23 protein-coding genes and 1 pseudogene are annotated in these 26994 nt (G+C 61.0%); 16 read left to right on the top strand and 8 right to left on the bottom strand.

What is annotated here, in order from left to right:
• The first annotated feature begins 4 nt into the window (after window positions 1-4).
• The 3 genes from AB4N98_RS08305 (at window position 5) to AB4N98_RS08295 (ending at window position 1966) form a co-directional block, all read left to right on the top strand.
• Window positions 5-622, top strand: a complete 618-nt coding sequence (locus AB4N98_RS08305) for a glutathione S-transferase N-terminal domain-containing protein (protein ID WP_017530114.1) — start codon at window positions 5-7, stop codon at window positions 620-622.
• Window positions 623-639: 17 nt separating this feature from the next.
• The gene (locus AB4N98_RS08300; RefSeq protein ID WP_065877296.1) at window positions 640-1059 is read left to right on the top strand and encodes a ClpXP protease specificity-enhancing factor; all 420 of its coding nucleotides are present in this window, start codon (window positions 640-642) and stop codon (window positions 1057-1059) included.
• A 157-nt stretch (window positions 1060-1216) separates the two neighbouring features.
• Window positions 1217-1966 carry a FadR/GntR family transcriptional regulator gene (locus tag AB4N98_RS08295; RefSeq protein WP_116078461.1) on the top strand — a complete coding sequence of 250 codons (750 nt, stop codon included), beginning with the start codon at window positions 1217-1219 and terminating at the stop codon, window positions 1964-1966.
• Window positions 1967-1977: 11 nt separating this feature from the next.
• On the opposite strand, the gene AB4N98_RS08290 is transcribed toward AB4N98_RS08295, so the two are convergent.
• Window positions 1978-2301: a hypothetical protein gene (locus AB4N98_RS08290; RefSeq protein WP_017530111.1), complete on the bottom strand. Its 324-nt coding sequence runs from the start codon at window positions 2299-2301 to the stop codon at window positions 1978-1980.
• Window positions 2302-2438: 137 nt separating this feature from the next.
• Entirely contained in the window at window positions 2439-3596 is a 1158-nt protein-coding gene (locus AB4N98_RS08285) for a phospholipase (protein ID WP_368949026.1), read from the bottom strand.
• A gap of 234 nt (window positions 3597-3830) precedes the next feature.
• On the opposite strand from AB4N98_RS08285, the gene kdgD reads away from it, so the two are divergent.
• The 5 genes from kdgD (at window position 3831) to AB4N98_RS08260 (ending at window position 10383) form a co-directional block, all read left to right on the top strand.
• Complete coding sequence (kdgD, locus tag AB4N98_RS08280; protein WP_017530109.1) at window positions 3831-4742, top strand: 5-dehydro-4-deoxyglucarate dehydratase; 912 nt, start codon at window positions 3831-3833, stop codon at window positions 4740-4742.
• A 54-nt stretch (window positions 4743-4796) separates the two neighbouring features.
• Window positions 4797-6242: an aldehyde dehydrogenase family protein gene (locus tag AB4N98_RS08275; RefSeq protein ID WP_065877293.1), complete on the top strand. Its 1446-nt coding sequence runs from the start codon at window positions 4797-4799 to the stop codon at window positions 6240-6242.
• 96 nt (window positions 6243-6338) lie between these two features.
• Window positions 6339-7703 (top strand): MFS transporter, encoded by a 1365-nt coding sequence (locus tag AB4N98_RS08270; protein ID WP_017530107.1) that lies wholly within the window; start codon window positions 6339-6341, stop codon window positions 7701-7703.
• An 11-nt stretch (window positions 7704-7714) separates the two neighbouring features.
• Window positions 7715-9268, top strand: coding sequence for a galactarate dehydratase (gene garD / locus AB4N98_RS08265; protein ID WP_017530106.1), 1554 nt, complete (start codon window positions 7715-7717; stop codon window positions 9266-9268).
• Between the two features lie 173 nt (window positions 9269-9441).
• On the top strand, window positions 9442-10383 hold the full coding sequence (locus AB4N98_RS08260) for an AEC family transporter (protein WP_017530105.1): 942 nt from the start codon (window positions 9442-9444) through the stop codon (window positions 10381-10383).
• Here the strand turns inward: AB4N98_RS08260 and AB4N98_RS08255 are convergent.
• The 6 genes from AB4N98_RS08255 to gatC all read right to left on the bottom strand — a co-directional run bounded on the left by AB4N98_RS08255 (window position 10380) and on the right by gatC (window position 15541).
• Window positions 10380-10760: a carboxymuconolactone decarboxylase family protein gene (locus AB4N98_RS08255; protein ID WP_065877292.1), complete on the bottom strand. Its 381-nt coding sequence runs from the start codon at window positions 10758-10760 to the stop codon at window positions 10380-10382. The genes AB4N98_RS08260 and AB4N98_RS08255 overlap by 4 nt on opposite strands.
• Entirely contained in the window at window positions 10757-11803 is a 1047-nt protein-coding gene (locus AB4N98_RS08250) for a calcium/sodium antiporter (protein ID WP_083221626.1), read from the bottom strand. The genes AB4N98_RS08255 and AB4N98_RS08250 overlap by 4 nt, the downstream gene beginning before the upstream one ends.
• Before the next feature lie 58 nt (window positions 11804-11861).
• The gene (locus tag AB4N98_RS08245) at window positions 11862-12233 is read right to left on the bottom strand and encodes a septal ring lytic transglycosylase RlpA family protein (protein ID WP_017530102.1); all 372 of its coding nucleotides are present in this window, start codon (window positions 12231-12233) and stop codon (window positions 11862-11864) included.
• Window positions 12234-12329: 96 nt separating this feature from the next.
• Window positions 12330-13775: an Asp-tRNA(Asn)/Glu-tRNA(Gln) amidotransferase subunit GatB gene (gene gatB / locus AB4N98_RS08240; RefSeq protein WP_017530101.1), complete on the bottom strand. Its 1446-nt coding sequence runs from the start codon at window positions 13773-13775 to the stop codon at window positions 12330-12332.
• A gap of 10 nt (window positions 13776-13785) precedes the next feature.
• Complete coding sequence (gatA, locus tag AB4N98_RS08235) at window positions 13786-15237, bottom strand: Asp-tRNA(Asn)/Glu-tRNA(Gln) amidotransferase subunit GatA (RefSeq protein WP_460149363.1); 1452 nt, start codon at window positions 15235-15237, stop codon at window positions 13786-13788.
• Window positions 15238-15253: 16 nt separating this feature from the next.
• Window positions 15254-15541: an Asp-tRNA(Asn)/Glu-tRNA(Gln) amidotransferase subunit GatC gene (gene gatC / locus AB4N98_RS08230; protein WP_065877289.1), complete on the bottom strand. Its 288-nt coding sequence runs from the start codon at window positions 15539-15541 to the stop codon at window positions 15254-15256.
• A gap of 210 nt (window positions 15542-15751) precedes the next feature.
• Here gatC and mreB point away from each other — a divergent pair, with 210 nt between their 5' ends.
• From mreB to tldD, 8 genes and pseudogenes are all read left to right on the top strand, one after another.
• Window positions 15752-16789: a rod shape-determining protein MreB gene (mreB, locus tag AB4N98_RS08225; protein ID WP_002555108.1), complete on the top strand. Its 1038-nt coding sequence runs from the start codon at window positions 15752-15754 to the stop codon at window positions 16787-16789.
• A gap of 168 nt (window positions 16790-16957) precedes the next feature.
• Window positions 16958-18049, top strand: coding sequence for a rod shape-determining protein MreC (gene mreC, locus AB4N98_RS08220; protein WP_068936336.1), 1092 nt, complete (start codon window positions 16958-16960; stop codon window positions 18047-18049).
• Window positions 18049-18537 (top strand): rod shape-determining protein MreD, encoded by a 489-nt coding sequence (gene mreD, locus AB4N98_RS08215; protein ID WP_017530097.1) that lies wholly within the window; start codon window positions 18049-18051, stop codon window positions 18535-18537. Before mreC ends, mreD begins: the two co-directional genes overlap by 1 nt.
• A gap of 50 nt (window positions 18538-18587) precedes the next feature.
• A complete protein-coding gene (locus AB4N98_RS08210; protein WP_065877287.1) occupies window positions 18588-19184 on the top strand; it encodes a Maf family protein in 597 nt (198 codons plus the stop codon).
• A 70-nt stretch (window positions 19185-19254) separates the two neighbouring features.
• Window positions 19255-20712, top strand: coding sequence for a ribonuclease G (rng, locus tag AB4N98_RS08205; protein ID WP_003171790.1), 1458 nt, complete (start codon window positions 19255-19257; stop codon window positions 20710-20712).
• Between the two features lie 75 nt (window positions 20713-20787).
• Entirely contained in the window at window positions 20788-24603 is a 3816-nt protein-coding gene (locus AB4N98_RS08200; protein ID WP_135196378.1) for a YhdP family protein, read from the top strand.
• A gap of 48 nt (window positions 24604-24651) precedes the next feature.
• Window positions 24652-25501, top strand: a pseudogene (locus AB4N98_RS08195) (carbon-nitrogen hydrolase family protein).
• A 16-nt stretch (window positions 25502-25517) separates the two neighbouring features.
• Window positions 25518-26960, top strand: coding sequence for a metalloprotease TldD (gene tldD, locus AB4N98_RS08190; RefSeq protein WP_017529090.1), 1443 nt, complete (start codon window positions 25518-25520; stop codon window positions 26958-26960).
• The last annotated feature ends 34 nt before the right edge of the window (window positions 26961-26994 follow it).

Here is a 26994-nt window from a genome sequence, read left to right as displayed (position 1 = left end):
CGCCATGGGCGTGACCAATCGGTTGGCCTGTTACTCCGACCCCGCCGACCACTATTCCCACCGAGTACGCATCGTGCTCGCAGAGAAGGGTGTCAGCGCCGAGATCATCAGTGTGGAAGCGGGTCGTCATCCGCCGAAGCTGATCGAAGTGAACCCTTACGGCAGCTTGCCCACCCTGGTCGATCGTGACCTGGCGTTGTGGGAGTCGACCGTGGTGATGGAATACCTGGATGAGCGTTACCCGCATCCGCCTTTGCTGCCGGTGTACCCGGTGGCGCGTGCCAACAGCCGTCTGCTGATCCATCGGATCCAGCGTGACTGGTGTGGGCTGGTGGATGTCATTCTGGATTCGCGCAGCAAAGAGGCGGCCCGTGTCGTGGCGCGCAAGGAATTGCGCGAGAGCCTGACCGGCGTTTCCCCGTTGTTCGCCGATAAGCCTTTTTTCCTCAGCGAGGAACAAAGCCTGGTGGATTGCTGCCTATTACCCATACTCTGGCGCTTGCCGATAATGGGTATTGAACTGCCGCGGCCGGCCAAACCGCTGCTTGATTACATGGAGCGCCAGTTTGCGCGTGAGGCTTTCCAGGCGAGTCTGTCTGGTGTCGAACGCGATATGCGCTAAGGCTTAAGGAGCCGTTGATGAACTCCAGTCGACCTTACCTGGTCCGCGCGCTCTATGAGTGGATTGTGGACAACGATTGCACCCCGCACATGCTGGTCAATTCCGAATTTTCTGCGGTTCAGGTACCGCAGGGTTTTGCCAGTGACGGGCAGATTGTGCTGAACGTATCACCCAGTGCCGTGCGCCACTTGCATATGGACAATGAAGCCGTCAGCTTCGAAGGGCGTTTCGGCGGTGTGCCGCATACGCTGTTCGTGCCGATTGGTGCCATCCTCGGGATCTACGCCCGGGAAAATGGCCAAGGCATGGTGTTCGATCTGGAGTCGCCTTTTGAAGACGACGAAACGATCGACAGCGAAGACGGTGATGATCTGCCACCACCGGATACGGAGCCACCGCGCCCTAGCGGCCGGCCAAGTCTGAAAGTGGTGAAGTAAGCGGTTTTTCCGTCAGACCTGTCTGAAAAATGCCTCGATTGATGTCGGGGCATTTTTTTGCGCGCAGGATATAGATGAAAGTCGTGCCCGGACGGTGATCGTACAACCGCCATGGGCTATGATGCGTGCTCAAGTTCGCCGAGAAAGATGATTCATCATGGAAAACGCCAACACCGCCCCTCGTCTTCCCCGCAAGCGCCGCAGCCTTGCCCAGGAATTGGTCACGGTGTTGTCCGAGCAAATCCGCGATGGTGAGCTCAAACGGGGCGACAAGCTGCCCACTGAGTCGGCGATCATGGAAGCCCATGGTGTAAGCCGCACGGTGGTGCGCGAAGCCATTTCGCGCCTGCAGGCGGCGGGGCAGGTAGAAACCCGCCATGGCATCGGTACCTTTGTGCTGGACACGCCGAGCCCTAGCGGTTTTCGTATCGACCCGGCCACGGTGGTCACGTTGCGTGATGTGTTGGCCATTCTGGAGCTGCGTATCAGCCTGGAAGTGGAATCAGCCGGTCTGGCGGCCCTGCGCCGCAGCGACGAACAACTGGCGGCCATGCGCGCGGCGCTCGATGCGCTGAATGAAAGCGCGGCGCATGCTGGCGATGCGGTGGCGTCCGATTTCGCATTCCACCTGGAGATTGCCCTGTCCACCGGCAACCGCTATTTCACCGACATCATGACCCACCTGGGCACCAGCATCATTCCGCGAACCCGCCTGAACTCGGCGCGCCTGGCCCATGATGACCAGCAGCATTACATGGGCCGTCTGAGCCGCGAGCACGAAGAAATTTATGAAGCGATCGCGCGCCAGGATTCGGATGCGGCGCGCGCGGCGATGCGTTTGCACCTGACCAACAGCCGCGAGCGGCTGCGCCAGGCGCATGAAGAGGCGCAGGCACAGCGGGGGTGAATTAGCTAACGCTAAAGCGTAACTTTCAAACGTTCGGAGTCGGCTTCCATTGAAGTTTCTCGCTTCGTTACTCGATAGCCCAGTTCCAACGTTTTGCCTTGAAGGCGTTCCTGCTGGTCTTTAGTCGGCGTAATAACGAGTGTTACCTGCGGGGAGAGTTCTGTAGGAACCCCGAAAACAGATTCGTAGTAGGTAAGGTCGTCTTCCTCATCTGGATTCCTTTCAAACAAAATAGCTTGGACGTTCGCATTTTCCGGCTGCGGCGCGTTAGATGGCAGCTGGAGTTCAATCCGCTCCAATGACGAGGTGATTAAGGTTGGGGCTGGGTAGGTCATGTCGAGGTCTCCTTTTCAGGTATATGTGCCTGTTCATTTATCCGCGATGATCAAGCGCCCGCGAAACTGTCAGAAATCACAGTTCCGACAAATGGTCCCATGCGTACGGTTCACGGCGCGCATGGGACCAGAGTCACTCAACTCAGCGGCGTATTCGGCTTGTAGTCCTTGAGCAACAAATACGTACTCCACCCCCACCAATCGTGAGTCCAGTGCTTGTCGTTCAGGTCATTCACGTCCTTGCGTCGCAGCACCTTGTCACCCTCAACCTTGAACAGCGGCGAAAAGTTATTCGCCGGGTTTTGCGCAGCGTTCAAGTCCGGCACATGCAGCGGCGCCTTGAAGTTGGCCGGGGAGGGCGCCACACCGCTGGCAAACGTTGCGAAGATTTCATCGGCGGACGCCTGCACCGCGCGTTTGACCTGCAGCCGATTAGCCGCATCGATGCCGTCGAAGTAGCGTTTATCCCCATAGGCATGCCACTCATCACCCAGGGCATTGCGTACTTTGAGCCCAAACTGGCTGTCTTCATCGTGCATGAAGCGGCTGATCAACGAGCCCAGTTCGCCAGGCGTCACCACCGCCGCCAGCTGTTTGCGGGGTACGCGCAGGTGTCCGGCGGAAAATAGATCGGTTAAAAAGTGATCAGCGAAACTGTTCATGGCATACGCCAACTCCAGTGCCTGGTCGGTACCGGTTTGATGGGCCGCGACGGCTTGTTGCAAGGCTGCCGTGTGCCCTGCCAGGTAGGCCGATAGGGCCCATTCACCGAAGTGGTCAGCGTTGTCCGCCGCCAGCTTCAAATAACGCCCCAGCGGAATCAGCGCCGAAACCGCGCTGCCGCCTCCGGTGATGCGGTTCCATTCCTCGGAAAACGTATCACCGAGGGCATCGTAGGCTTCGTGGGGTTGTTTGCCGTCCTGGATCGCCTGGTTGATCGCGTTGATCTCCTTTTGCATCACCGCGAGGATCTTGCCGGCTTCTTCCCGCGAGGCTGGCAACACCGCCAGCGAGTTGAAGGCCGCCATAAAACGTTGCACACGGTCGGCAGGGGAGGCGCCATCGCTGATGGGGCGGCCGGGAACGCCATAGAAGTCGCCGCCCAGGGCAATCACTTGGCCGTAAGTCAGGGCCAGCCCGTTGGGCAGGTGCAGTTCGACTTGGCGTGCGGGAATGGCCGGCGCGTCCTTGGCGAAGCGCAACAGTGTGTCGTCGCCGATGGCGGTGTGTTCGCTGCCTTCGAAGCGCAGGGGCGGGGATTTTTTTTCGGGTACTGCGAGTTCAAGACCTGACATGTTAGCTCCTTGCTATGTCGTAGGAATCTTCCTTTTTAACTGTATGTATATACAGTTGTAGCGAGCATAGAGGATAAATTTCCTACGTCAAGAAGCGCGGTATAAACACGCCTCAACGTGAAGGTCGATGAATTGCAGTTGACGAATCTTTTTATAGTTGTACGATGACGTACGACATCATCAAAAACCAACAACAACCTTTCGACAGAAAGTCTTTACCAGGGTGTTCGAATAATGAATCCACAAGAACTGAAGTCCATCCTCTCCCACGGTCTGCTGTCTTTCCCCGTGACCGATTTCAATGCCCAGGGTGACTTCCACCAGGCGGGCTATATCAAGCGCCTTGAGTGGCTGGCCCCTTATGGCGCCACCGCCTTGTTCGCAGCCGGCGGCACCGGTGAGTTTTTCTCCCTGGCCGCCAGCGAATATTCCCAAGTGGTAAAGACCGCTGTTGATACCTGCGCCACCAGCGTGCCGATCCTCGCCGGTGTCGGCGGCTCGACGCGCCAAGCCATCGAATACGCTCAGGAAGCCGAGCGCCTGGGTGCCAAAGGCCTGCTGCTGCTGCCGCACTACCTCACCGAAGCCAGCCAGGACGGCGTTGCCGCCCACGTTGAGGCCGTGTGCAAATCGGTAAAAATCGGTGTGGTGGTCTACAACCGTAACGTGTGCCGCCTGACTGCACCGTTGTTGGAGCGCCTGGCCGAGCGTTGCCCGAACCTGATCGGTTACAAGGATGGCCTGGGTGACATCGAGTTGATGGTGTCGATTCGCCGTCGTTTGGGCGACCGTTTCAGCTACCTCGGCGGCCTGCCGACTGCAGAGGTTTACGCCGCTGCCTACAAGGCCCTGGGCGTGCCGGTGTACTCCTCGGCGGTGTTCAACTTCATCCCGAAAACCGCGATGGACTTCTACCACGCGATTGCCCGCGAAGATCACACCACCGTGGCCAAGATCATTGACGACTTCTTCCTGCCCTACCTGGACATCCGTAACCGCAAGGCCGGTTATGCCGTGAGCATCGTCAAGGCAGGCGCAAAAATCGTCGGCTACGACGCAGGCCCTGTGCGCACCCCGCTGACCGACCTGCTGCCGGAAGAGTACGAGGCCCTGGCCGCGCTGATCGACAAGCAAGGCCCGCAATAACCCATCAACGAGGCCGCTGAGTAATCAGCGGCCTTTTGCGTCAGGAGAAGATTCGTGTCTCAAGCACAGCGTTTTGAAAACTACATCAACGGCCAATGGGTGGCGGGTGCCGACTATTGCGTCAACCTCAACCCGTCGGAGTTGTCTGATGTCATTGGTGAGTACGCCAAGGCCGATGTCGCTCAAGTCAACGCCGCCATCGACGCCGCCCGCGCCGCTTTCCCGGCCTGGTCCACTTCCGGCATCCAGGCGCGTCATGACGCGTTGGACAAAGTCGGCAGCGAAATTCTCGCGCGCCGCGAAGAGCTCGGCACGCTGCTGGCCCGGGAAGAGGGCAAGACCCTGCCCGAGGCCATCGGTGAAGTGACCCGCGCCGGTAACATCTTCAAGTTTTTCGCCGGTGAATGCCTGCGCCTGTCCGGTGATTACGTGCCGTCGGTGCGCCCGGGCGTCAATGTTGAAGTCACCCGCGAAGCCCTGGGCGTGGTCGGCTTGATCACTCCGTGGAACTTCCCGATTGCTATCCCGGCTTGGAAAATCGCTCCGGCCCTGGCCTACGGTAACTGCGTGGTGATCAAGCCGGCCGAGTTGGTGCCGGGCTGCGCCTGGGCCCTGGCGGAGATTATTTCCCGTGCCGGCTTCCCTGCTGGCGTGTTCAACCTGGTGATGGGCAGCGGCCGTGTGGTCGGCGATGTGCTGGTCAACAGCCCGAAGGTCGACGGCATCAGCTTCACCGGTTCCGTGGGTGTGGGGCGTCAGATCGCCGTCAGCTGCGTGTCGCGCCAGGCCAAAGTGCAGTTGGAAATGGGCGGCAAGAACCCGCAGATCATTCTCGATGACGCCGACCTCAAGCAGGCCGTCGAGCTGTCGGTACAGAGTGCGTTCTACTCCACCGGCCAGCGTTGCACGGCATCGAGCCGTTTGATTGTCACCGCCGGCATTCACGACCAATTCGTCGCGGCCATGGCCGAGCGCATGAAGTCGATCAAGGTTGGTCACGCATTGAAAAGCGGTACTGACATTGGCCCGGTAGTGTCCCAGGCGCAGTTGGACCAAGACCTTAAATACATCGACATCGGCCAAAGCGAAGGCGCGCGGCTGGTCAGCGGTGGCGGCGTGGTGACGTGCGACACCGAAGGTTACTACCTGGCGCCGACGCTGTTCGCCGACAGCGAAGCCGCCATGCGCATCAGCCGTGAAGAGATCTTCGGGCCGGTGGCCAACGTGGTGCGCGTGGCGGACTACGAGGCGGCGCTGGCCATGGCCAACGACACCGAGTTCGGCTTGTCGGCGGGCATTGCCACCACCTCGCTGAAGTACGCCAACCACTTCAAGCGCCATTCCCAGGCCGGGATGGTGATGGTCAACCTGCCGACCGCCGGTGTGGATTACCACGTTCCATTCGGTGGCCGGAAGGGCTCGTCCTATGGTTCGCGTGAGCAAGGTCGCTATGCGCAAGAGTTCTACACCGTGGTGAAAACCAGCTACATCGGTTCGTAATACGCAACACCCGCGGGAACCGGCTTTCACCTGAAGCGGTTCCCGCGCACACAATTAATTACCCGCAAAAAAAATAATTAGTGGGAGCACCTCCAGATGCAAACGACCAAGCCGACCCACGTCCGCTATTTGATCCTGCTCATGCTGTTCCTGGTGACCACGATCAACTACGCCGACCGGGCCACCATCGCCATCGCCGGCTCCAGCCTGCAAAAAGACCTCGGCATCGACGCGGTCACCCTCGGTTACATCTTCTCCGCATTCGGTTGGGCCTACGTGGCCGGGCAAATTCCCGGTGGCTGGCTGCTGGACCGTTTCGGCTCGAAAAAAGTCTATGCGCTGAGCATTTTCACCTGGTCACTGTTCACCGTGCTGCAAGGCTATGTGGGTGAGTTCGGTGTCTCCACAGCGGTCGTTGCGCTGTTTATGCTGCGCTTTATGGTGGGCTTGGCCGAAGCGCCATCCTTTCCGGGCAATGCGCGTATCGTCGCGGCCTGGTTCCCGACGGCTGAACGCGGTACGGCATCGGCGATCTTCAACTCCGCGCAGTATTTCGCCACGGTGTTGTTCGCGCCGCTGATGGGCTGGATCGTCTACCGCTTCGGCTGGCAGCACGTATTTATCGTGATGGGCGTGATTGGCATCGTGTTCTCGCTGGTCTGGCTGAAAGTTATCCACAGCCCGCGCCAGCACCCGATGATCAACGAAGCAGAGTTCAATCACATCGCGGCCAACGGCGCGATGGTCGATATGGACCAGGACAAGGGCAAGGGTAAAAAAACCGACGGTCCGAAGTGGGATTACATTCGTCAACTGCTGACCAATCGCATGATGCTGGGCGTGTACCTGGGCCAGTACTGCATCAATGGGATCACCTACTTCTTCCTGACGTGGTTCCCGGTGTATCTGGTGCAGGACCGTGGCATGACCATCCTCAAGGCCGGTTTCATCGCCTCGTTGCCGGCGATCTGCGGCTTCATCGGCGGCGTGCTGGGTGGGGTGATTTCCGACTACCTGCTGCGCAAGGGCCATTCCCTGACCTTCGCCCGCAAAGCGCCGATCATTGCCGGTCTGCTGGTTTCCAGCAGCATCATTGCGTGTAACTACGTCGACGTTGAATGGATGGTGGTGGGCTTCATGGCCTTGGCCTTCTTCGGCAAGGGCGTTGGCGCACTGGGTTGGGCGGTAGTGTCCGACACCTCGCCCAAGCAAATCGCCGGCCTCAGTGGCGGCTTGTTCAACACCTTCGGTAACCTGGCGTCGATCACCACGCCGATCGTGATCGGCTACATCATCAGCACCACCGGCTCGTTCAAATGGGCCCTGGTGTTCGTCGGCGCCAACGCGCTGGTGGCGGTGTTCAGTTACCTGGTCATTGTCGGCCCGATCAAGCGTGTAGTACTCAAAGAGCCGCCAAGCAAGGGGCCAGAGTTGACCAACCTAACCCAAGCGCATTCCTGAGAGGCACCGTGATGCAGTTGATTGAACATGCCGACTCGCCACGCTCCATTCGTTTGCACGAGCGCGACAACGTAGTGATCGTGGTGAATGACCAGGGCGTACCGGCCGGGACCGAGTTTCCGGACGGCCTGGTGACCGTGGAATTCATCCCCCAGAGCCACAAGGTGACCCTGGAAGATATCCCGCAAGGTGGTCAGATTATTCGCTACGGCCAGACCATCGGTTACGCCTTGGCGCCGATCCCGCGCGGCAGTTGGGTGCAGGAGGATCAACTGCGCATGCCCACCGCGCCGCCCCTGGACAGCTTGCCGCTGTCCACCGAGGTGCCTGAGGCTCAGGCGCCGTTGGAAGGTTTCACGTTCGAGGGCTACCGCAACGCCGATGGCACCGTGGGCACGCGCAATATCCTCGGCATCACCACCACGGTGCAGTGCGTGACCGGGGTGTTGGACCATGCGGTCAAGCGCATCAAGGACGAGCTGCTGCCCAAGTACCCGCACGTCGATGACGTGGTGGCGCTGACCCACAGCTACGGGTGTGGGGTAGCGATTACCGCCACCGACGCCTACATCCCGATCCGCACTGTGCGCAACCTGGCGCGCAACCCGAACCTGGGGGGCGAAGCGTTGGTGATCAGCCTGGGCTGCGAGAAATTGCAGGCCGGGCAGGTGATGCATGACAACGACAGTTCCGTGGACTTGAGCGAGCCGTGGTTGTATCGGCTGCAGGACTCCAGCCACGGATTTACCGAAATGATCGAGCAGATCATGGACCTGGCTGAAACCCGCCTGAAAAAACTCGACCAGCGCCGCCGCGAAACCGTGCCGGCGTCCGAGCTGATTCTGGGCATGCAGTGTGGCGGCAGTGATGCGTTTTCCGGCATCACCGCCAACCCGGCGCTGGGGTATGCCTCGGACCTGTTGCTGCGGGCGGGGGCGACGGTGATGTTTTCCGAAGTTACCGAAGTCCGCGATGCGATCTACCTGCTGACTTCTCGCGCAAAGACGAAGGAAGTTGCCGAAGAGTTGGTGCGGGAAATGGACTGGTACGACCGCTACCTGGCCAAGGGCGAGGCGGATCGCAGCGCCAACACCACGCCGGGTAACAAGAAGGGCGGGTTGTCGAATATCGTCGAGAAGTCCTTGGGCTCCATCGTCAAGTCCGGCAGCAGCGCGATCAACGGCGTGTTGGGCCCAGGCGAGCGGTTCAAGGGCAAGGGTTTGATCTTTTGCGCCACGCCGGCCAGTGATTTTGTGTGCGGCACCCTGCAACTGGCGGCGGGCATGAACCTGCATGTGTTCACTACCGGGCGCGGCACGCCTTACGGGCTGGCGATGGCCCCGGTGGTGAAAGTGTCGACCCGTACGGAATTGGCGCAGCGCTGGCCGGACCTCATCGATATTGATGCCGGGCGCATCGCCACCGGCCGCGCGAGCATCGAAGAGCTGGGTTGGGAGCTGTTTCACTTCTACCTGGACGTGGCCAGCGGCAAGAAGCAGACCTGGGCGGAGCATCACAAGCTGCACAACGACATCACCTTGTTCAACCCGGCGCCGATTACCTGAGACCGAGTTGCCTGCATCGCGGGCAAACCCCCTCCCACCTTTGACCGAGTTCCAGCATGAAAGCGCGATCAAGGGTGGGAGGGGGCTTGCTCCCGATAGCGGTCTCCCAGACGCCGTTGGGCTGTATGGCTTATCATTAGCCACCTAACGACGCCCACCCAAGGTCCCCCGGCATGCTGGCTATCTTCCTCACCACCCTGACCATCACCGCGCCGGTGTTTGCCATGCTGTTTCTCGGTGTGCTGCTCAAGCGCATCAATTGGATTAACGACAACTTTATCCACACGGCCTCGTCCCTGGTGTTCAACGTCACCATGCCGGCGTTGCTGTTCCTGGGCATCCTGCATGCCGACCTGCACTCGGCGCTCAAGCCGGGTTTGCTGATTTACTTTTCGGTCGCCACCCTGGTGAGCTTTGCCCTGGCCTGGGGTTGGGCGATCTTTCGTTGCAAGCGTGAGGACCGTGGGATCTACACCCAAGGCGCGTTTCGCGGCAATAACGGCGTGATCGGCCTGGCACTGGCGGCCAGCATGTACGGTGACTATGGGATCTCGCTCGGGGCCGTCCTCGCAGCGCTGGTGATCCTGTTCTACAACACCCTCTCGACCATTGTGCTGGCGGTGTACAGCCCGGTGATCAAGTCCGACCCCTGGAGCATCTTCAAAAGTGTGGTGGCCAACCCGTTGATCATCAGCGTTATCGTGGCGGCGCCGTTCGCGTATTTTCAGATTGGCCTGCCCGGCTGGCTGGAAAAATCCATGCAGTACCTGGCCGACACCACCTTGCCGTTGGCATTGATCTGCATCGGCGGCACCCTGTCCCTGGCGGCGCTGCGCAAGAGCGGCAACATGGCGTTGAGCGCGAGCTTGATGAAGATGGTCTGGTTGCCGGTGGTCGCCACTTTGGGTGCCTGGCTGCTGGGCTTTCGCGGGCCTGAACTGGGGATTCTGTTCCTGTATTTCGGCGCGCCGACGGCCGCCGCTAGCTTCGTGATGGCCAGGGCGGCCGAGGGCAATCACGAGCTGGCGGCGGCGATTATTGTGATCACCACCCTGATGGCGGCGGTGACCACGAATATCGGTATTTTTGTGCTGCAGGCGGGTGGCTGGATCTAGCCTTCTTTCTGGTAGGTATCGATCACTTCCTGAGCGGCACGAAACGCATCAATCGCCGCCGGCACACCCGCATACACCGCGCAATGCAGCAGCGCTTCGCGAATTTCCTCCACGGTGCAGCCGTTGTTCAGCGCACCACGCACGTGGCCCTTGAGTTCCTGGGGGCACTTGAGCGCGGTGAGGGCGGCGAGGGTGATCAGGCTGCGGGTCTTCAGCGGCAAACCTTCGCGGTTCCACACGCTGCCCCAGGCATGTTCGTTGACGAAATCCTGCAACGGCTGGGTGAACTCGGTGGCATTGCCCAGGGCGCGGTCGACGAACGCATCGCCCATGACCTGGCGACGCATTTCAACCCCGGGCTTTTTCTGATCGGTCATTGCGATTCCCTCTTATGTTGGCGGCGCCAGGCGCGCAGCGAGGTGAACACCAGGAACACCAGCAGCGCCGGCAGGACGTAATGCAGCATCAATTGTTCCAGCTTGCCGGCCAGGGGCATGCCGGTGGTGAATGACATCACGTGCAACCCATACGCCAGGTATAACCCCAGCAGCACGAGACCTTCGGCGCGAGTCACACGGTAGCCGGTGTAGAACACCGGCAAGCACAACACCACGACGCCGAGCATCACCGGCAGGTCGAAGTCCAGGGCGTTGGGCGATACCGACAACGGCGACGGCGCCAAGAGCGCGGTCAGCCCCAGTACTCCCAGCAGGTTGAACAGGTTGCTGCCGATCACGTTGCCTACGGCAATTTCCCGTTGGCCGCGCAACGCGGCAATCAGCGAGGTGGCCAGGCATGGCAGCGAAGTGCCGACGCCGATCAGCGTCAGGCCGATAATGCGTTCCGACAAGCCCAGGTCGCTCGCTACATCCACGGCCGCGCCCAGCAGCAGGTGCCCGGCCAGCACCAGCACCAACAACCCGCCGAGCATCAGCAGCACGCTGCTCAGCCAGGGCGCTCGGGCCACCGTATCCAGGCTGCGTGGGCGGCGTGAGTGACGGGTCTGGTAGTGCAGCACGCCGAGGTAGGCCAGCAAGGCGGTCAGCAGGCAAAGCCCATCGACCGGCGTCAGCTCTTCATTGGCCGCCAGGGTGAACACCAGCAGGCCGGCGAGGATCATCACCGGGATATCCAGGCGCACCAGTTGCCGCGAGACACGTAACGGAATGATCAGCGCCGACAGGCCGAGGGTCACCAGGATGTTGAAGATACTGCTGCCGATTACGCTGCCCACGGCGATATCGGTGTTGCCGGCCAGGGTGGCCTGCAGGCTGACGGTCATCTGCGGCGCGCTGCTGCCGAAGGCGACGATGGTCAGGCCGATGATCAGCGGGCGCACCTTGAGGCTGGCCGCCAGGCGCACGGCGGCGCGCACCAGGATTTCGGCGCCGGCGATCAGCAGCAGCAGGCCGCTGGCCAGTTCGAGCAGGCTCCAGGGCGAAAGGGCGGTTAATCCGAAAATGGCCAGGCTCCCTCGGTCAGTTGCTCATGGCTTGCACGCGAACCCGCGCGGTGCCGCTGCGCAGCATGCCCAGTTGCTCGGCGGCTTCGCGCGAAAGATCGATCAGGCGTCCACGGGTATGCGGGCCGCGATCATTGATGCGGACCACGACGGATTTGTCGTTGTCGAGATTGGTGACCTTGACCCGCGTGCCGAAGGGCAGTCGCCGGTGGGCGGCGGTCAGGGCGTTCTGGTTGAAGGGTTCACCGCTGGCGGTTTTTTTACCATGGTGCCGGGCGCCGTAATACGAGGCGGTGCCGGTTTCGTCGTAGCCGTTGGGGTCGATGAGGCCGCTGGCGCAACCGGTCAGCAGAGAGAACAAGGCTAAAAGGCCAAGTAAACGCTTCATTCAAGGTATCCCCATATCAAATGTGGGAGGGAGCAAGCCCCCTCCCACAGGAGGTCCGAGTCAAGCATGAAGTCTTGCCCGGATCCTGCATCGCAATCAGCCTTCGAGCTTGCTTTTCAGCAGTTCGTTCACCTGCTGCGGGTTGGCCTTGCCTTTGGAGGCTTTCATGGCCTGGCCGACGAAAAAGCCGAACATCTTGCCGCGCTTGGCTTCGTCCGCCGCGCGATATTGTTCGACCTGCTCGGCGTTGGCCGCCAGCATTTCATCGAGTACGGCCGAAATGGCGCCGCTGTCGGTGACTTGCTTGAGCCCGCGTTTTTCGATGATCTCGTCGGCGCTGCCTTCGCCGGCCGCCATCGCTTCGAACACGGTCTTGGCGATTTTGCCGGAGATGGTGTTGTCCTTGATGCGCAGCAGCATGCCGCCCAATTGTTCGGCGGTCACCGGGGCTTCGTCGATTTCCAGACCTTGCTTGTTCAGCAGGCTGCCCAGCTCAACCATGACCCAGTTGGCCGCCAGCTTGGCGTCACCGGCAATGCTCACAACTTTTTCGAAGTAGTTCGCTTGTTCACGGCTGGAGGCCAAAACGCTGGCATCGTAGACCGACAGGCCGAATTGCTCCTTGAAGCGCTCGCGTTTCTGCTGCGGCAGTTCCGGCAGGGTGGCGCGCACGTCATTGAGGAACGAGTCTTCCAGCACCACCGGCAACAGGTCCGGGTCGGGGAAGTAACGGTAGTCGTTGGCTTCCTCTTTGCTGCGCATGGCGCGGGTTTCGTCTTTGTTCGGGTCGTACAGGCGCGTTTGCTGGATCACCTTGCCGCCGTCCTCGATCAGTTCGATCTGGCGACGCACTTCGGTGTTGATCGCCTTCTCGATGAAACGGAACGAGTTGACGTTCTTGATCTCGCAACGGGTACCGTATTCGGCCTGGCCTTTTGGCCGCACCGACACGTTGCAGTCACAACGCAGCGAGCCTTCGGCCATGTTGCCGTCGCAGATGCCCAGGTAGCGCACCAGCGCGTGGATGGTCTTGACGTAGGCCACCGCTTCCTTGGCGCTGCGCATGTCCGGCTCGGACACGATTTCCAGCAGCGGCGTGCCCGCACGGTTGAGGTCGATACCGGTGGCGCCCGGGAACTCTTCGTGCAGGCTTTTGCCGGCGTCTTCTTCAAGGTGCGCGCGGGTCACACCGACGCGCTTGATGGTGCCGTCTTCCAGGGGAATGTCCAGGTGGCCCTTGCCGACGATCGGCAGTTCCATCTGGCTGATCTGGTAGCCCTTGGGCAGGTCCGGGTAGAAGTAGTTCTTGCGCGCGAACACGTTGTGCTGGCCGATCTCGGCGTCAATCGCCAGGCCGAACATCACCGCCATGCGCACCGCTTCCTGGTTCAGCACCGGCAGTACGCCGGGCATGCCCAGGTCGACCAGGCTGGCCTGGGTGTTGGGCTCGGCGCCGAACGTGGTGGCGCTACCGGAGAAAATCTTCGATTGGGTGGCGAGCTGGGTATGAATCTCCAGCCCGATCACAACTTCCCATTGCATAGTGTTCTCCTCAGAAGCCGGTAGGGGTGCGAGTGTGCCAGTCAGTGTTCAACTGGTACTGGTGCGCCACATTGAGCAGGCGGCCTTCCTGGAAATACGGGGCGAGCAATTGCACGCCGACCGGCAGGCCGTCGACGAAACCTGCAGGCATCGACAAGCCCGGCAAGCCCGCGAGGTTGGCGGTGATGGTGTAGAGGTCTTCCAGGTACTCGGCGATCGGGTCGCCGGTCTTGGCGCCGATCTTCCAGGCCGGGTTCGGCGTGGTCGGGCCGAGGATCACGTCGACTTCTTCAAAGGCTGCCATGAAGTCGTTCTTGATCAGGCGCCGGATTTTCTGCGCCTTGAGGTAGTAGGCATCGTAGTAACCGGCCGACAGAGCGTAGGCTCCGACCATGATCCGGCGCTGCACTTCAGCACCGAAGCCTTCGCCACGGGAGCGCTTGTACAGGTCGGTGAGGTCTTTCGGGTTTTCGCAGCGATAGCCGAAACGCACGCCGTCGAAACGCGACAGGTTGGAGGAGGCTTCCGCCGGTGCGATCACGTAATAGGCAGGAATCGCATGCTGGTTGTTCGGCAAGCTGATGTGCTTGATCACGGCGCCGAGCTTTTCCAGCTCTTTGATACTGTTTTGCACCAACTCGGCGATACGCGGGTCGAGACCGGCGCTGAAGTATTCCTTCGGCACGCCGATGCGCAGGCCCTTGATCGAGGTGTTGAGGTTGGCGCTGTAGTCCGGCACCGGCTCATCGATGCTGGTGGAGTCCTGCGTGTCGAAACCTGCCATGCCTTGCAACAAGATGGCGCAGTCTTCGGCCGTGCGGGCCAATGGGCCGCCCTGATCGAGGCTGGACGCGTAGGCGATCATGCCCCAGCGGGAAACGCGACCGTAGGTCGGCTTCAGACCGGTAAGGTTGGTGAACGCAGCGGGCTGGCGGATGGAGCCGCCGGTGTCGGTGGCCGTGGCCGCCGGCAGGAAGCGGGCGGCAACGGCCGCGGCCGAACCACCGGACGAGCCGCCGGGCACGTGTTCCAGGTTCCACGGGTTTTTCACTGCGCCGTAGTAGCTCGACTCGTTGGCCGACCCCATGGCGAATTCGTCCATGTTGGTCTTGCCCAGGGTCACGGCCCCGGCGGCGGCCAGCTTGGCGACCACGGTGGCGTCGTAGGGCGCCTTGAAGTTGTCGAGCATCTTCGAGCCGCAGCTGGTACGCACGCCCTGGGTGCAGAACAGGTCTTTGTGGGCGATCGGTGCACCCAGCAATGCGCCGTTTTCACCGTTGGCGCGACGTACGTCGGCGGCCTTGGCCTGGCTCAAGGCCAGCTCTTCGGTGAGGCTGATGAAGCTGTTGACCTTGGGGTCGTGCTCGGCGATACGCGCCAGCAGGGTCTTGGTCAGCTCTTCGGAAGAAAACTTTTTATCGGCGAGACCGCGGGCGATCTCGGCCAGAGTCATGTGATGCATGAAAGGCTCTTTCCCTTTAGTCGATGACTTTCGGAACCAGGTACAGGCCGTTTTCGACCGCTGGCGCGATGGACTGATAGGCCTCGCGATGATTGCGCTCGGTCACGAGGTCTGCGCGCAGGCGCTGGCTGGCTTCGAGCGGGTGAGCCAGGGGCTCGATGCCGTCGGTATTGACGGCCTGCATTTGATCAACCAGCCCGAGAATGCTGTTCAGGGCTGCGGTGGTCTGTGGAAGATCGGCATCATTGAGGCCAAGCGAGGCCAGATGAGCGATTTTTTCCACGTCGGAGCGTTCAAGCGCCATGGGAATCTCCAGTGGAAAACAGAACGGAGGCTGTCCGTGTGTTAGATTGTCGGAACACTACCGCATTTCTACGGTCTTACGGCCGCGATTGTGGGGGTTGGTGCACAGAAAGTCGGCCAATTTAGCACATTGGCGCCTTGCCCAAAATCCCTGTCGTTGTTAGAGTTTGCCGCACTTTTTTACCCACGCGTTGCCTAGGGTCCCTTTCCCATGTTCAAGAAACTGCGTGGCATGTTTTCCAGCGATCTTTCCATTGACCTGGGCACTGCCAACACCCTTATTTACGTGCGCGAGCGCGGTATCGTTCTGAATGAGCCATCGGTTGTGGCCATTCGGACCCATGGTAATCAGAAAAGTGTCGTTGCCGTCGGCACCGAGGCCAAGCGCATGCTCGGCCGCACACCTGGCAATATTGCCGCCATTCGTCCGATGAAAGACGGCGTGATCGCCGACTTCAGTGTCTGCGAGAAGATGCTGCAGTACTTCATCAACAAGGTTCACGAAAACAGTTTCCTGCAGCCCAGCCCTCGTGTGCTGATCTGCGTTCCGTGCAAGTCCACCCAGGTAGAGCGTCGTGCTATCCGTGAGTCGGCCCTCGGTGCCGGTGCCCGTGAAGTGTTCCTGATCGAAGAGCCCATGGCCGCTGCGATCGGTGCCGGCCTGCCGGTTGAAGAAGCGCGCGGTTCGATGGTGGTGGATATCGGTGGTGGTACCACTGAAATCGCCCTGATTTCCCTGAACGGTGTGGTGTATGCCGAATCCGTGCGTGTGGGCGGCGACCGCTTCGACGAAGCGATCATCACTTATGTGCGTCGTAACTACGGCAGCCTGATCGGCGAATCCACCGCCGAACGCATCAAGCAGGAAATCGGTACCGCTTACCCGGGCGGCGAAGTTCGCGAAGTCGATGTTCGCGGTCGCAACCTGGCCGAGGGCGTTCCACGTGCCTTCACCCTGAACTCCAATGAAGTGCTGGAAGCTCTGCAAGAGTCCCTGGCCACCATCGTTCAGGCTGTGAAGAGTGCCCTGGAGCAATCGCCGCCGGAACTGGCTTCGGATATCGCCGAGCGCGGGCTGGTACTGACCGGTGGTGGCGCCTTGCTGCGCGACCTCGACAAGTTGCTGGCCCAGGAAACCGGTCTGCCGGTTATCGTCGCCGAAGACCCGCTGACCTGCGTTGCCCGTGGCGGTGGTCGTGCACTGGAAATGATGGATAAACACACCATGGACCTGCTTTCCAGCGAATAAGATCGTTGGTTGCGCCATGTTTTGCCCTCAGGCAGCACTTTGCAGTGCTGCCTGTTGGCGTTTATCTTCTTCAATCTGCATCCAGGCCGGTTAGATGCCGTATGAATAAAGAGAACATTTGCCTGGGAGGAGCGGCTTATTAAACCGCTTTTCGCCAAAGGCCCCTCATTGGGCGTGCGCTTATTGGTGCTGGTCGTGCTTTCGGTCGCGCTGATGGTGGTCGATGCTCGTTTTGCACTGCTCAAGCCCGTGCGTAGCCAGATGTCGCTGGTGTTGATGCAGACCTACTGGATCACCGACCTGCCGCAACGTCTGTTCCAGGGCGTGGCGAGCCAGTTCGGCAGCCGCACCGAGCTCGTCGCCGAAAACGAAAAACTCAAGACCGAAAACCTGCTGTTGCAGGGGCGCATGCAAAAGCTCGCGGCCCTCACCGAGCAGAACGTACGGCTGCGCGAGTTGCTCAATTCTTCCGCGCTGGTCAACGAGAAAGTCGAAGTGGCCGAGTTGATCGGCATGGACCCCAACCCCTTCACGCATCGCATCATCATCAACAAGGGTGAGCGCGATGGTGTGGTCCTGGGCCAGCCGGTGCTCGATGCGCGTGGCCTGATGGGCCAAGTGGTGGAGCTGATGCCCTACACCTCGCGGGTATTGCTGCTGACGGATACAACCCACAGCATTCCCGTGCAAGTCAACCGTAACGGCTTGCGCGCCATCGCCAGCGGCACCGGTAACCCCGAGCGCCTTGAACTCCGTCACGTGGCCGACACCGCCGACATCAAGGAAGGCGACCTATTGGTCAGTTCCGGCTTGGGCCAGCGTTTCCCGGCCGGCTACCCGGTGGCGACGGTCAAGGAAGTGATCCATGATTCCGGCCAGCCATTTGCCATCGTGCGCGCCGTTCCCACCGCAGCCCTGAACCGCAGCCGCTACCTGCTGCTGGTGTTCAGTGATAACCGCACCCCGGAAGAGCGCGCCAATGACGCCGCCCAGGCCCAGGAAGCGGAGGACAAGAAGAACGGCACGGCGCCGATCATTCCTGCAACCGTGCCCAAGCCTGCGCCGGCGGCCCCAACTGCACCGGTGGCCACTCCGGCCGCAGCGGCGCCAGTGGCCACGCCGGTCAAGCCTGCAGCGCATAACACCCACCCGGTAAAACCGGCGGCCGCCAAACCGCCGGCCACCACGCCTGCTACCACCACGCCTGCCGTCAAGCCTGCGACTGCAGCCCCGGCGACCACGCGGCAGAGGGAGGAATAATGGCCGGTACTCATTCGCGCAATGGTTGGATCGTGTGGCTGACATTCGCGGTCGGCCTGCTGCTCAGCGTTTCGCCGCTGCCGCAATTCATGGAAATCCTGCGCCCGCTGTGGCTGGCCTTGTTGCTGGCGTTCTGGTCGCTGAACCTGCCACATAAAGTGGGCATGGTCACGGCCATGTTCCTGGGCTTGGCGGAAGATGTGCTGTATGGCACCTTGCTGGGCCAGAACGCGTTGATCCTGACCTTGATCACCTTCCTGGTACTGTCGCTGCAGCAGCGTTTGCGTATGTTCCCGATGTGGCAGCAATGCCTAGTGATCCTGGTGATTTTCGGCCTGGCGCAGCTTGTTCAGTTATGGCTCAGCGCCTTGACCGGCAACCGCCAGCCAACCCTGGCGCTGGTGCTGCCGGCGCTGGTCAGCGCGCTGCTGTGGCCATGGATCAGTTTCGGTCTGCGTGGGCTGCGTCGTCGCTATAAAATCAATTGAATGGATTGCGAGGCTCTGCCTGGTTATCGAACCCTACAGGGAGAGTCTGCATGAATTCGCTTTATCTGGCCTCCGGCTCCCCGAGGCGACGTGAACTGCTGACCCAGATCGGTGTGCCCTTCAAGGTGGTCAGCGCCGCTATTGACGAAACTCCCATCCCCAATGAATCCGCTGTTGCCTATGTCGAGCGTCTTGCGCGCGGCAAGGCGGCGGCGGGTTTTGCTGCGCTTGAGCAAACGTCGGATGCCTGCGTGTTGGGTGCCGACACGGCGGTGATTGTCGACGGCAAGATCCTCGGCAAGCCGGTAGACCAAGCCGACGCCTTGGCGATGTTGATGGCCTTGGCGGGCCGTGAGCATGAGGTGCTCACGGCCATTGCCCTCACCGATGGGCTGCGCTGCGAAACCCGATGTGTCAGGAGTCGTGTACTTTTTCGCGAGGTTTCTGTCGAGGAGGCTACAACCTACTGGCACAGCGGCGAACCGCAAGACAAGGCGGGCGGCTATGCTATTCAAGGGCTTGGCTCGGTGTTTGTCGCCGGGCTCAACGGCAGTTATTCCGCCGTGGTAGGCCTGCCGGTGTGCGAAACCGCGCAACTGCTTGGCCGATTCGGCATACCCTGTTGGCAACACCTTACCGCGCGCTGAACGCGTTACTCCAGCGCCCAGCCTTAAGCGACCGGCCACTATTGTGAAAACGCCTGAACGAGACCCAGCCATGAGTGAAGAGATTCTGATCAATATCACGCCGATGGAATCGCGCGTGGCGGTGGTAGAGAACGGTGTTTTGCAGGAAGTACACGTCGAGCGCACCCAGAAGCGCGGGATCGTTGGCAATATCTACAAAGGCAAGGTAGTGCGCGTGCTGCCGGGGATGCAGGCGGCATTCGTCGACATCGGCCTGGACCGTGCCGCGTTTATCCATGCTTCGGAAATCTCCCTGCGTGAAGGCCCGGCGGTCGAAAGTATCAGCGCCCTGGTGCATGAAGGGCAGAGCCTGGTGGTGCAAGTCACCAAGGACCCCATCGGTTCCAAGGGCGCGCGCCTGACCACGCAACTGTCGATTCCTTCGCGTTATCTGGTGTACATGCCGCGTACCGCCCACGTCGGTATCTCCCTCAAGATCGAGGATGAAGGCGAGCGCGAACGCCTGAAGAAGGTGGTCAGCGACTGCGTGGCCGCCGAAGGCATCAAGGAGGCCGGCGGTTTTATCCTGCGTACCGCCGCGGAAGGCGCCGGGGCCGATGAGATTCTGATGGACATCCGTTACCTGCGACGGCTGTGGGATCAGATCGGCGCCCAGATCAAGACCATCGGCGCGCCAAGTGTCATTTATGAAGACCTGGGCCTGGCCTTGCGCACGCTGCGCGACCTGGTCAGCCCCAAGATTGAGAAAATTCGCATCGACTCGCGGGAAACCTTCCAGCGCACCACGCAATTTGTTGCCGAGCTGATGCCGGAAATTGCCGACCGCCTGGAACACTATCCTGGTGAGCGGCCGATCTTCGACCTGTACGGCGTCGAAGATGAAATCCAGAAGGCCCTGGAGCGCAAGGTGCCGCTCAAGTCCGGTGGCTATCTGGTGGTGGACCCGGCGGAAGCCATGACCACCATCGACGTCAACACCGGCGCTTTTGTCGGCCATCGCAACCTCGAAGAGACCATCTTCAAGACCAACCTCGAAGCGGCCACCGCGATTGCGCGCCAACTGCGCCTGCGCAACCTGGGCGGCATCATCATCATCGACTTCATCGACATGGAAGACGAAGAGCACCAGCGCCAGGTGCTGCGCACGCTCGAGAAACAACTGGAACGCGATCACGCCAAGACCAACATCATCGGTATTACCGAGCTGGGACTGGTGCAAATGACCCGCAAACGTACCCGCGAAAGCCTGGAGCAGGTGCTGTGCGAGCCGTGCAGCAGTTGCCAGGGGCGCGGTAAGTTGAAAACTCCGGAAACGGTTTGCTACGAGATTTTCCGGGAAATCTTACGAGAGGCGCGGGCCTACCAGGCCGAAGGTTATAGAGTGCTTGCCAACCAGAAAGTGGTCGACCGCCTGCTGGATGAAGAGTCCGGTAACGTTGCCGAGTTGGAGGGATTTATCGGGCGCACGATTCGCTTCCAGGTAGAAACCATGTATTCCCAGGAACAATACGACGTGGTGCTGCTCTGATCCCCATTCGCTTGCCTTTTTTGATCCCGGCAGACCTTGTCTGCCGCCTGCCTACTGCCTTGAGGGTCGCCTGACATGGAGCGTCTGACACGCTTTTTTGCCGCTTTGACCCGTTGGGGCTTGGGCCTGTGCGCCTTGCTGCTGGTTTTGGCGGCGGTGTACGTGAGCCTGGGGCGTGAGTTGACACCGCTTGTTGCCGAATACCGAGCGCAGGTCGAGGCCAAGGCCCAGGCCGCGGTCGGTATGCCGATGCACATCGGCATGCTTGAAGGGCGCTGGAGCGGTTTCGCACCGGTGCTGCTGGCCCGCGATGTGATGGTGGGCGAAGGCAGCAATGCCTTGCGCCTGGATCAGGTGGAAGTGGTGCCGGATATCTGGGCCAGCCTGATGGCGCGTGAAGTGCGCCTGGCTCACTTGCAAGTCAGTGGCCTGCAACTGAGTGCCAAGGAAGACAGGGACGGCCATTGGGCACTGCAAGGCCTGCCGATGCCGGACGACCAACCGCTGGACCCGCAGCAACTGCTCACGCGCCTGCAGAGGGTCAAGCGCGTGTCGCTGCTCGACAGCCAGGTCACCTTGCAACCGCTCGACCAATCGCCCCTCACCCTTACCTATGTGGGCTTTAGCCTGCATACCGGTATCACCCGCCAACGTCTCGACGCGCGCCTGACCCTGCCCGACGGCCAGCCCCTGGCTGTCAGCCTGCGCAGCCGCATACGTGCCAGTCAATGGAAAGACGCCGAAGTCCAGGCCTACCTCAGCCTGCCGCAGAGCGACTGGGCCAAGTGGATTCCGAGCAAGCTGACCCAGCAGTGGAAGCTCACGCAGTTCAAGGCCGGCGGGGAGTTCTGGCTGAACTGGGGCAAAGGCGCCGTGCAAAGCGCGGTGCTGCGCCTCAACTCGCCGCAGGTCAAGGGCAGTTACGCCGAGCGCAAGCCGGTGCACATCGAAAACCTCGCCCTTACCGCCTACCTGCAACGCAGTGATAGCGGCATGAAGGTGCTGTTTGATTCGTTGGCGATGAACCTGGGCGATACCCGTTGGGAATCGCGCCTGCAATTGCAGCAGAGCCTGGCGACCGACAAGGGCCAGGAGGTCTGGAAACTGCAGGCTGACCGCCTCGACCTGACACCGATCACGCCGCTGCTCAACGCTCTGGCGCCATTGCCGGAAGGCTTCGCCAAAACCGTCGAACATCTCAAGGCCACTGGCCTGCTGCGTAATGTGCTGGTGGATTTTCGTCCCCAGGACACTACCGATCAAAAAGTCAGTTTTGCCGCCAACCTGGAACGGGTGGGCTTTGATGCCTACTTTGGCGCGCCGGCCGCACGCAATGTATCCGGTAGCATCAGCGGCGACCTGGGCCATGGCGAACTGCGCATGGACAGCAAGGATTTCTCCCTGCACCTCGACCCGATCTTCGCCAAGCCCTGGCAATACCTGCAGGCCAATGCGCGGCTGACCTGGAAGCTCGATAAGCAAGGCTTCACCCTGATCGCCCCTTATATCAAGGTGCTGGGTGAAGAGGGCAAGATTGCCGCCGACTTCCTTATTCGCCTCAATTTCGACCATAACCAGGAAGACTATATGGACCTGCGGGTCGGCCTGGTCGATGGCGATGGGCGCTTCACCCCCAAATACCTCCCCGCAGTGCTGAGCCCCGCATTGGATGAGTGGCTGCGCACCGCGATTCTCAAGGGCGCGGTAGACCAGGGGTTCTTCCAGTATCAGGGCTCGCTGAGCCATGGTGCGCTGCCGGCCTCGCGCAATATCAGCCTGTTCTTCAAGGTGCATGACGCCGAGTTGGCGTTCCAGCCGGGCTGGCCCCATGTGAGCAAGGTTGATGGCGAGGTGTTTGTCGAGGAGAGCGGCGTCCGCATTCTGGCCGACAAAGGCCAGTTGCTCGACACCCAGGTCAAGGACATCTACGTCAATATTCCCCACGCTCTGCCCGGCAAGGACAGCCATTTACTGCTGACCGGGGCGTTTGCCGGCGGCCTGGGTGATGGCCTGAAAATTCTTCAAGAGGCGCCGATCGGCACCGCTTCGACCTTTGCCGGTTGGAAGGGCGAGGGCGACCTGCAAGGCAAGCTGGACCTGGATATTCCGTTGGCCAAAGGCACTGAGCCCAAGATCGTGGTGGACTTCCAGACCGATAAGGCACGGCTGCAATTGGCGGAACCCACCCTGGACCTGACGCAGCTCAAGGGCGATTTCCGTTTTGACAGCACCAAGGGCCTGAGTGGCGAAAAAATTACCGCCCAGGCGTTTGACCGGCCTATCACCGCGCAGATTTTTGCCGATGGCAAGCCGGGCAATATCAGTACCCGTGTCGCAGCCAAAGGGCAGGTCACGGTCAAGCGACTGATGGACTGGCTAAAAATAACTCAGCCGCTGCCGGTGTCCGGCGACATTCCGTACCAGTTACAACTGAACCTGGACGGTGCCGACAGCCAGTTGATGATCAGTTCCAACCTCAAGGGCGTTGCGCTGGACCTGCCGGCGCCGTTCGGCATGCCCGCCAGCCAGGGGCGTGACAGCGTCTTTCGCATGACCTTGCAAGGCGCCGAGCGCCGGTATTGGTTCGATTATGGTGAGCTGGCGAACTTCACCTTCGCCGCGCCGCCGGACAAATTCAATGAGGGCCGTGGCGAGTTGTTCCTCGGCGATGGCGACGCAGTACTGCCGGGCGCCAAGGGTTTGCGCATTCGGGGCGTGCTGTCGGAGCTGGACATCGATCCGTGGAGAAAGCTGGTCAACCAATACGCCGGCAACGATCCGGGCGGCAGCGCCAAGCAACTGTTGAGCAGTGCCGATTTCAAGATTGGCAAGCTCACGGGTTTAGGCACCCAGTTCGATCAGGTCAATTTGCAACTCGATCGCAAAGCCGCGGCGTGGGGCCTGCAGTTCGACAGTCAGCAGGCCAAGGGGCGCGTGAACCTGCCGGATGCCAAGGGCGCACCGATTGCGATCAACCTGCAATACGTAAAACTGCCGGCAGTGGACCCTTCCGTACAGGCGGATGAAAATGCGCCGGACCCACTGGCGAGCATCGACCCCAAGGATATTCCAGCGCTGGATATCGCTATTGACCAGCTGTTCCAGGGCCCGGACCTGGTGGGCGCCTGGTCGCTGAAGATTCGACCTACCGCCAAGGGCCTGGCCTTCAACGATCTGGACCTGGGCCTCAAGGGCATGCTGCTCAAGGGGGCCGGAGGATGGGAAGGCGCACAGGGCGACAGCGGCAGTTGGTACAAGGGGCGCCTGGACGGCAAGAACATCGGCGACGTGCTCAAGGGTTGGGGCTATGCGCCAACGGTAACCAGCGAGGACTTCCATCTGGATGTGGATGGGCGTTGGCCGGGTTCGCCGGCCTGGGTCGGGCCAAAACGCTTCTCCGGCAGCCTGGATGCAACCTTTCGCAAGGGCCAGTTCGTTGAAGTGGAAGGCGGTGCGCAGGCGCTGCGGGTTTTCGGCCTGCTCAACTTCAACTCCATCGGGCGCAGACTGCGCCTGGACTTTTCGGACCTGCTTGGCAAAGGCTTGAGCTATGACCGGGTCAAAGGGTTGTTGGCCGCGAGCAATGGTGTGTTCGTGACCCGCGAACCGATCACATTGACCGGCCCGTCGAGCAACCTGGAGCTCAACGGCACCCTGGACCTTGTGGCTGACCGCGTGGATGCCAAGCTGTTGGTGACGTTGCCGGTGACCAACAACTTGCCGATCGCGGCGCTGATCGTCGGCGCACCGGCCATTGGCGGTGCATTGTTCCTGATCGACAAGCTGATCGGCGACCGGGTTTCGCGTTTTGCCAGCGTGCAATACAAAGTGGAAGGGCCGTGGAAGGACCCGAAAATCAGCTTCGACAAACCATTTGAAAAACCAAACTGAGGGTCTGTGGAGTAGCATGGCCGCATGCCCATTACGGAGTGTCGGCCCATGTCCTTTGCGGTAATTCAAATGGTCAGCCAGAGCGATGTACTGGCCAACCTGGCCCAGGCCCGGCGTTTGCTGGAACAAGCGGCGGCCGGCGGTGCGAAGCTTGCGGTGCTGCCGGAAAACTTCGCCGCCATGGGCCGTCGCGATGTGGCGGATATCGGTCGTGCCGAAGCGCTGGGTGAAGGTCCGATACTGCCCTGGTTGAAACAGACCGCCCGCGACCTCACCTTATGGATAGTGGCTGGCACATTGCCGTTGCCGCCCAGGGGATCAACCGCACGCCAAGCCCAATGCCTGTTCGCTGCTGATCGATGATCGCGGCGAAATCGTTGCCCGTTACGACAAGCTGCATTTGTTTGATGTGGATGTGGCGGACGCTCGGGGTCGCTATCGCGAATCCGATGACTATGCTTTCGGAAGCCATGTGGTGGTGGCGGATACGCCGGTCGGTCGCCTGGGCATGACGGTGTGTTACGACCTGCGCTTCCCCGAGTTGTACAGCGAGTTGCGTGCGGCGGGGGCTGAACTGATTTCCGCGCCCTCGGCCTTTACCGCCGTGACCGGAGCGGCGCATTGGGATGTGCTGATCCGCGCCCGCGCCATCGAAACCCAGTGCTATTTGCTGGCGGCAGCCCAGGGCGGTGTGCATCCGGGGCCACGGGAAACCTATGGCCATGCGGCGATTGTCGATCCGTGGGGGCGTGTGTTGTCTCAACAGGATCAAGGCGAAGCGGTGTTGTTGGCCGCGCGCGATAGCAGTGAACAAGCGTCGATACGGGCGCGCATGCCGGTGGTCAACCATCGGCGCTTTTTCTCGCAGGGCGCGCAGCGGCCTGCCTCGCAACGATGAATTTAAGGCCAAACCTATGAGCGAGTTGTTGTCCTCAGTCAGTGAACACCTCCTGGCACCCGGTGGCGTGACCATCGAAAGTTTGCAAACCGTGCTGGGTGATCTCGCCGGGCCGGGTATCGACGCGGCAGACCTGTATTTCCAAGGGCAGATCTCCGAGTCCTGGGCGCTGGAAGATGGCATCGTCAAGGAAGGTAGTTTTAATCTCGACCAGGGCGTCGGTGTGCGGGCGCAATCCGGGGAAAAAACCGGTTTTGCCTACAGCAACGCGATCACCCTGGAGGCCTTGGGCCTGGCCGCTCGTGCGGCGCGCTCGATTTCCCGCGCCGGCCAAAACGGTACGGTGCAGGCGTTCAGCACCCAGGACGTGGCCCAGTTGTACGCGCCGGATAACCCACTGGAAGTGATCAGCCGTGCGGAAAAGGTCGAGCTGCTAAAGCGTGTCGACGCGGCCACCCGCGCCCTGGACCCGCGTATCCAGCAGGTTACCGTGAGCATGGCGGGCGTATGGGAACGCATCCTGGTGGCCTCGACCGATGGTGGCCTGGCGGCGGATGTTCGACCGTTGGTGCGCTTCAACGTCAGCGTGATCGTCGAACAGAACGGCCGCCGTGAGCGCGGTGGTCATGGTGGTGGCGGGCGAACCGACTACCGTTATTTCCTCGCCGAAGACCGCGCGATGGGCTATGCCCGTGAAGCGCTGCGTCAGGCGCTGGTGAACTTGGAAGCCATTCCGGCACCGGCGGGTACGTTGCCGGTGGTGTTGGGTTCGGGTTGGTCCGGCGTGTTGTTGCACGAAGCGGTGGGGCATGGCCTGGAAGGCGACTTCAACCGCAAGGGCAGCTCCGCCTATAGCGGGCGCATGGGCGAAATGGTTGCATCCAAGTTGTGCACCATCGTCGATGACGGCACCCTGGCCGGTCGTCGGGGCTCGCTGAGCGTGGACGACGAAGGCACACCCACCGAATGCACCACGTTGATCGAAAACGGTGTGCTCAAGGGCTACATGCAAGACAAGCTCAATGCCCGCCTGATGGGCGTGGCGCGTACCGGTAACGGTCGCCGTGAGTCCTACGCCCATCTGCCGATGCCGCGTATGACCAATACCTACATGCTCGGCGGCGAAAGCGACCCGGCGGAAATCATCGCGTCGGTGAAGCGTGGCATCTATTGCGCCAACCTCGGCGGCGGCCAAGTGGACATCACCAGCGGCAAGTTCGTGTTTTCCACCAGCGAGGCGTACCTGATCGAAGACGGCAAGATTACCGCGCCGGTCAAAGGGGCAACGTTGATTGGCAACGGGCCGGAGGCCATGAGCAAGGTGTCGATGGTCGGTAACGACCTGTCGCTGGACAGCGGCGTGGGCACCTGTGGGAAAGATGGGCAGTCGGTGCCGGTGGGTGTCGGCCAGCCAACGCTGAAGATCGATGCAATCACCGTGGGTGGCACGGGATCGTAAGCGGTGGAGCTTCGGGTGGCGAGGGCCGCCACCC

The sequence above is a fragment of the Pseudomonas sp. S3_E10 genome, assembly GCF_054667615.1.
The sequence above is the reverse complement of the archived record's forward strand: the minus strand, read 5'-3'. Positions and strand labels throughout refer to the sequence as shown.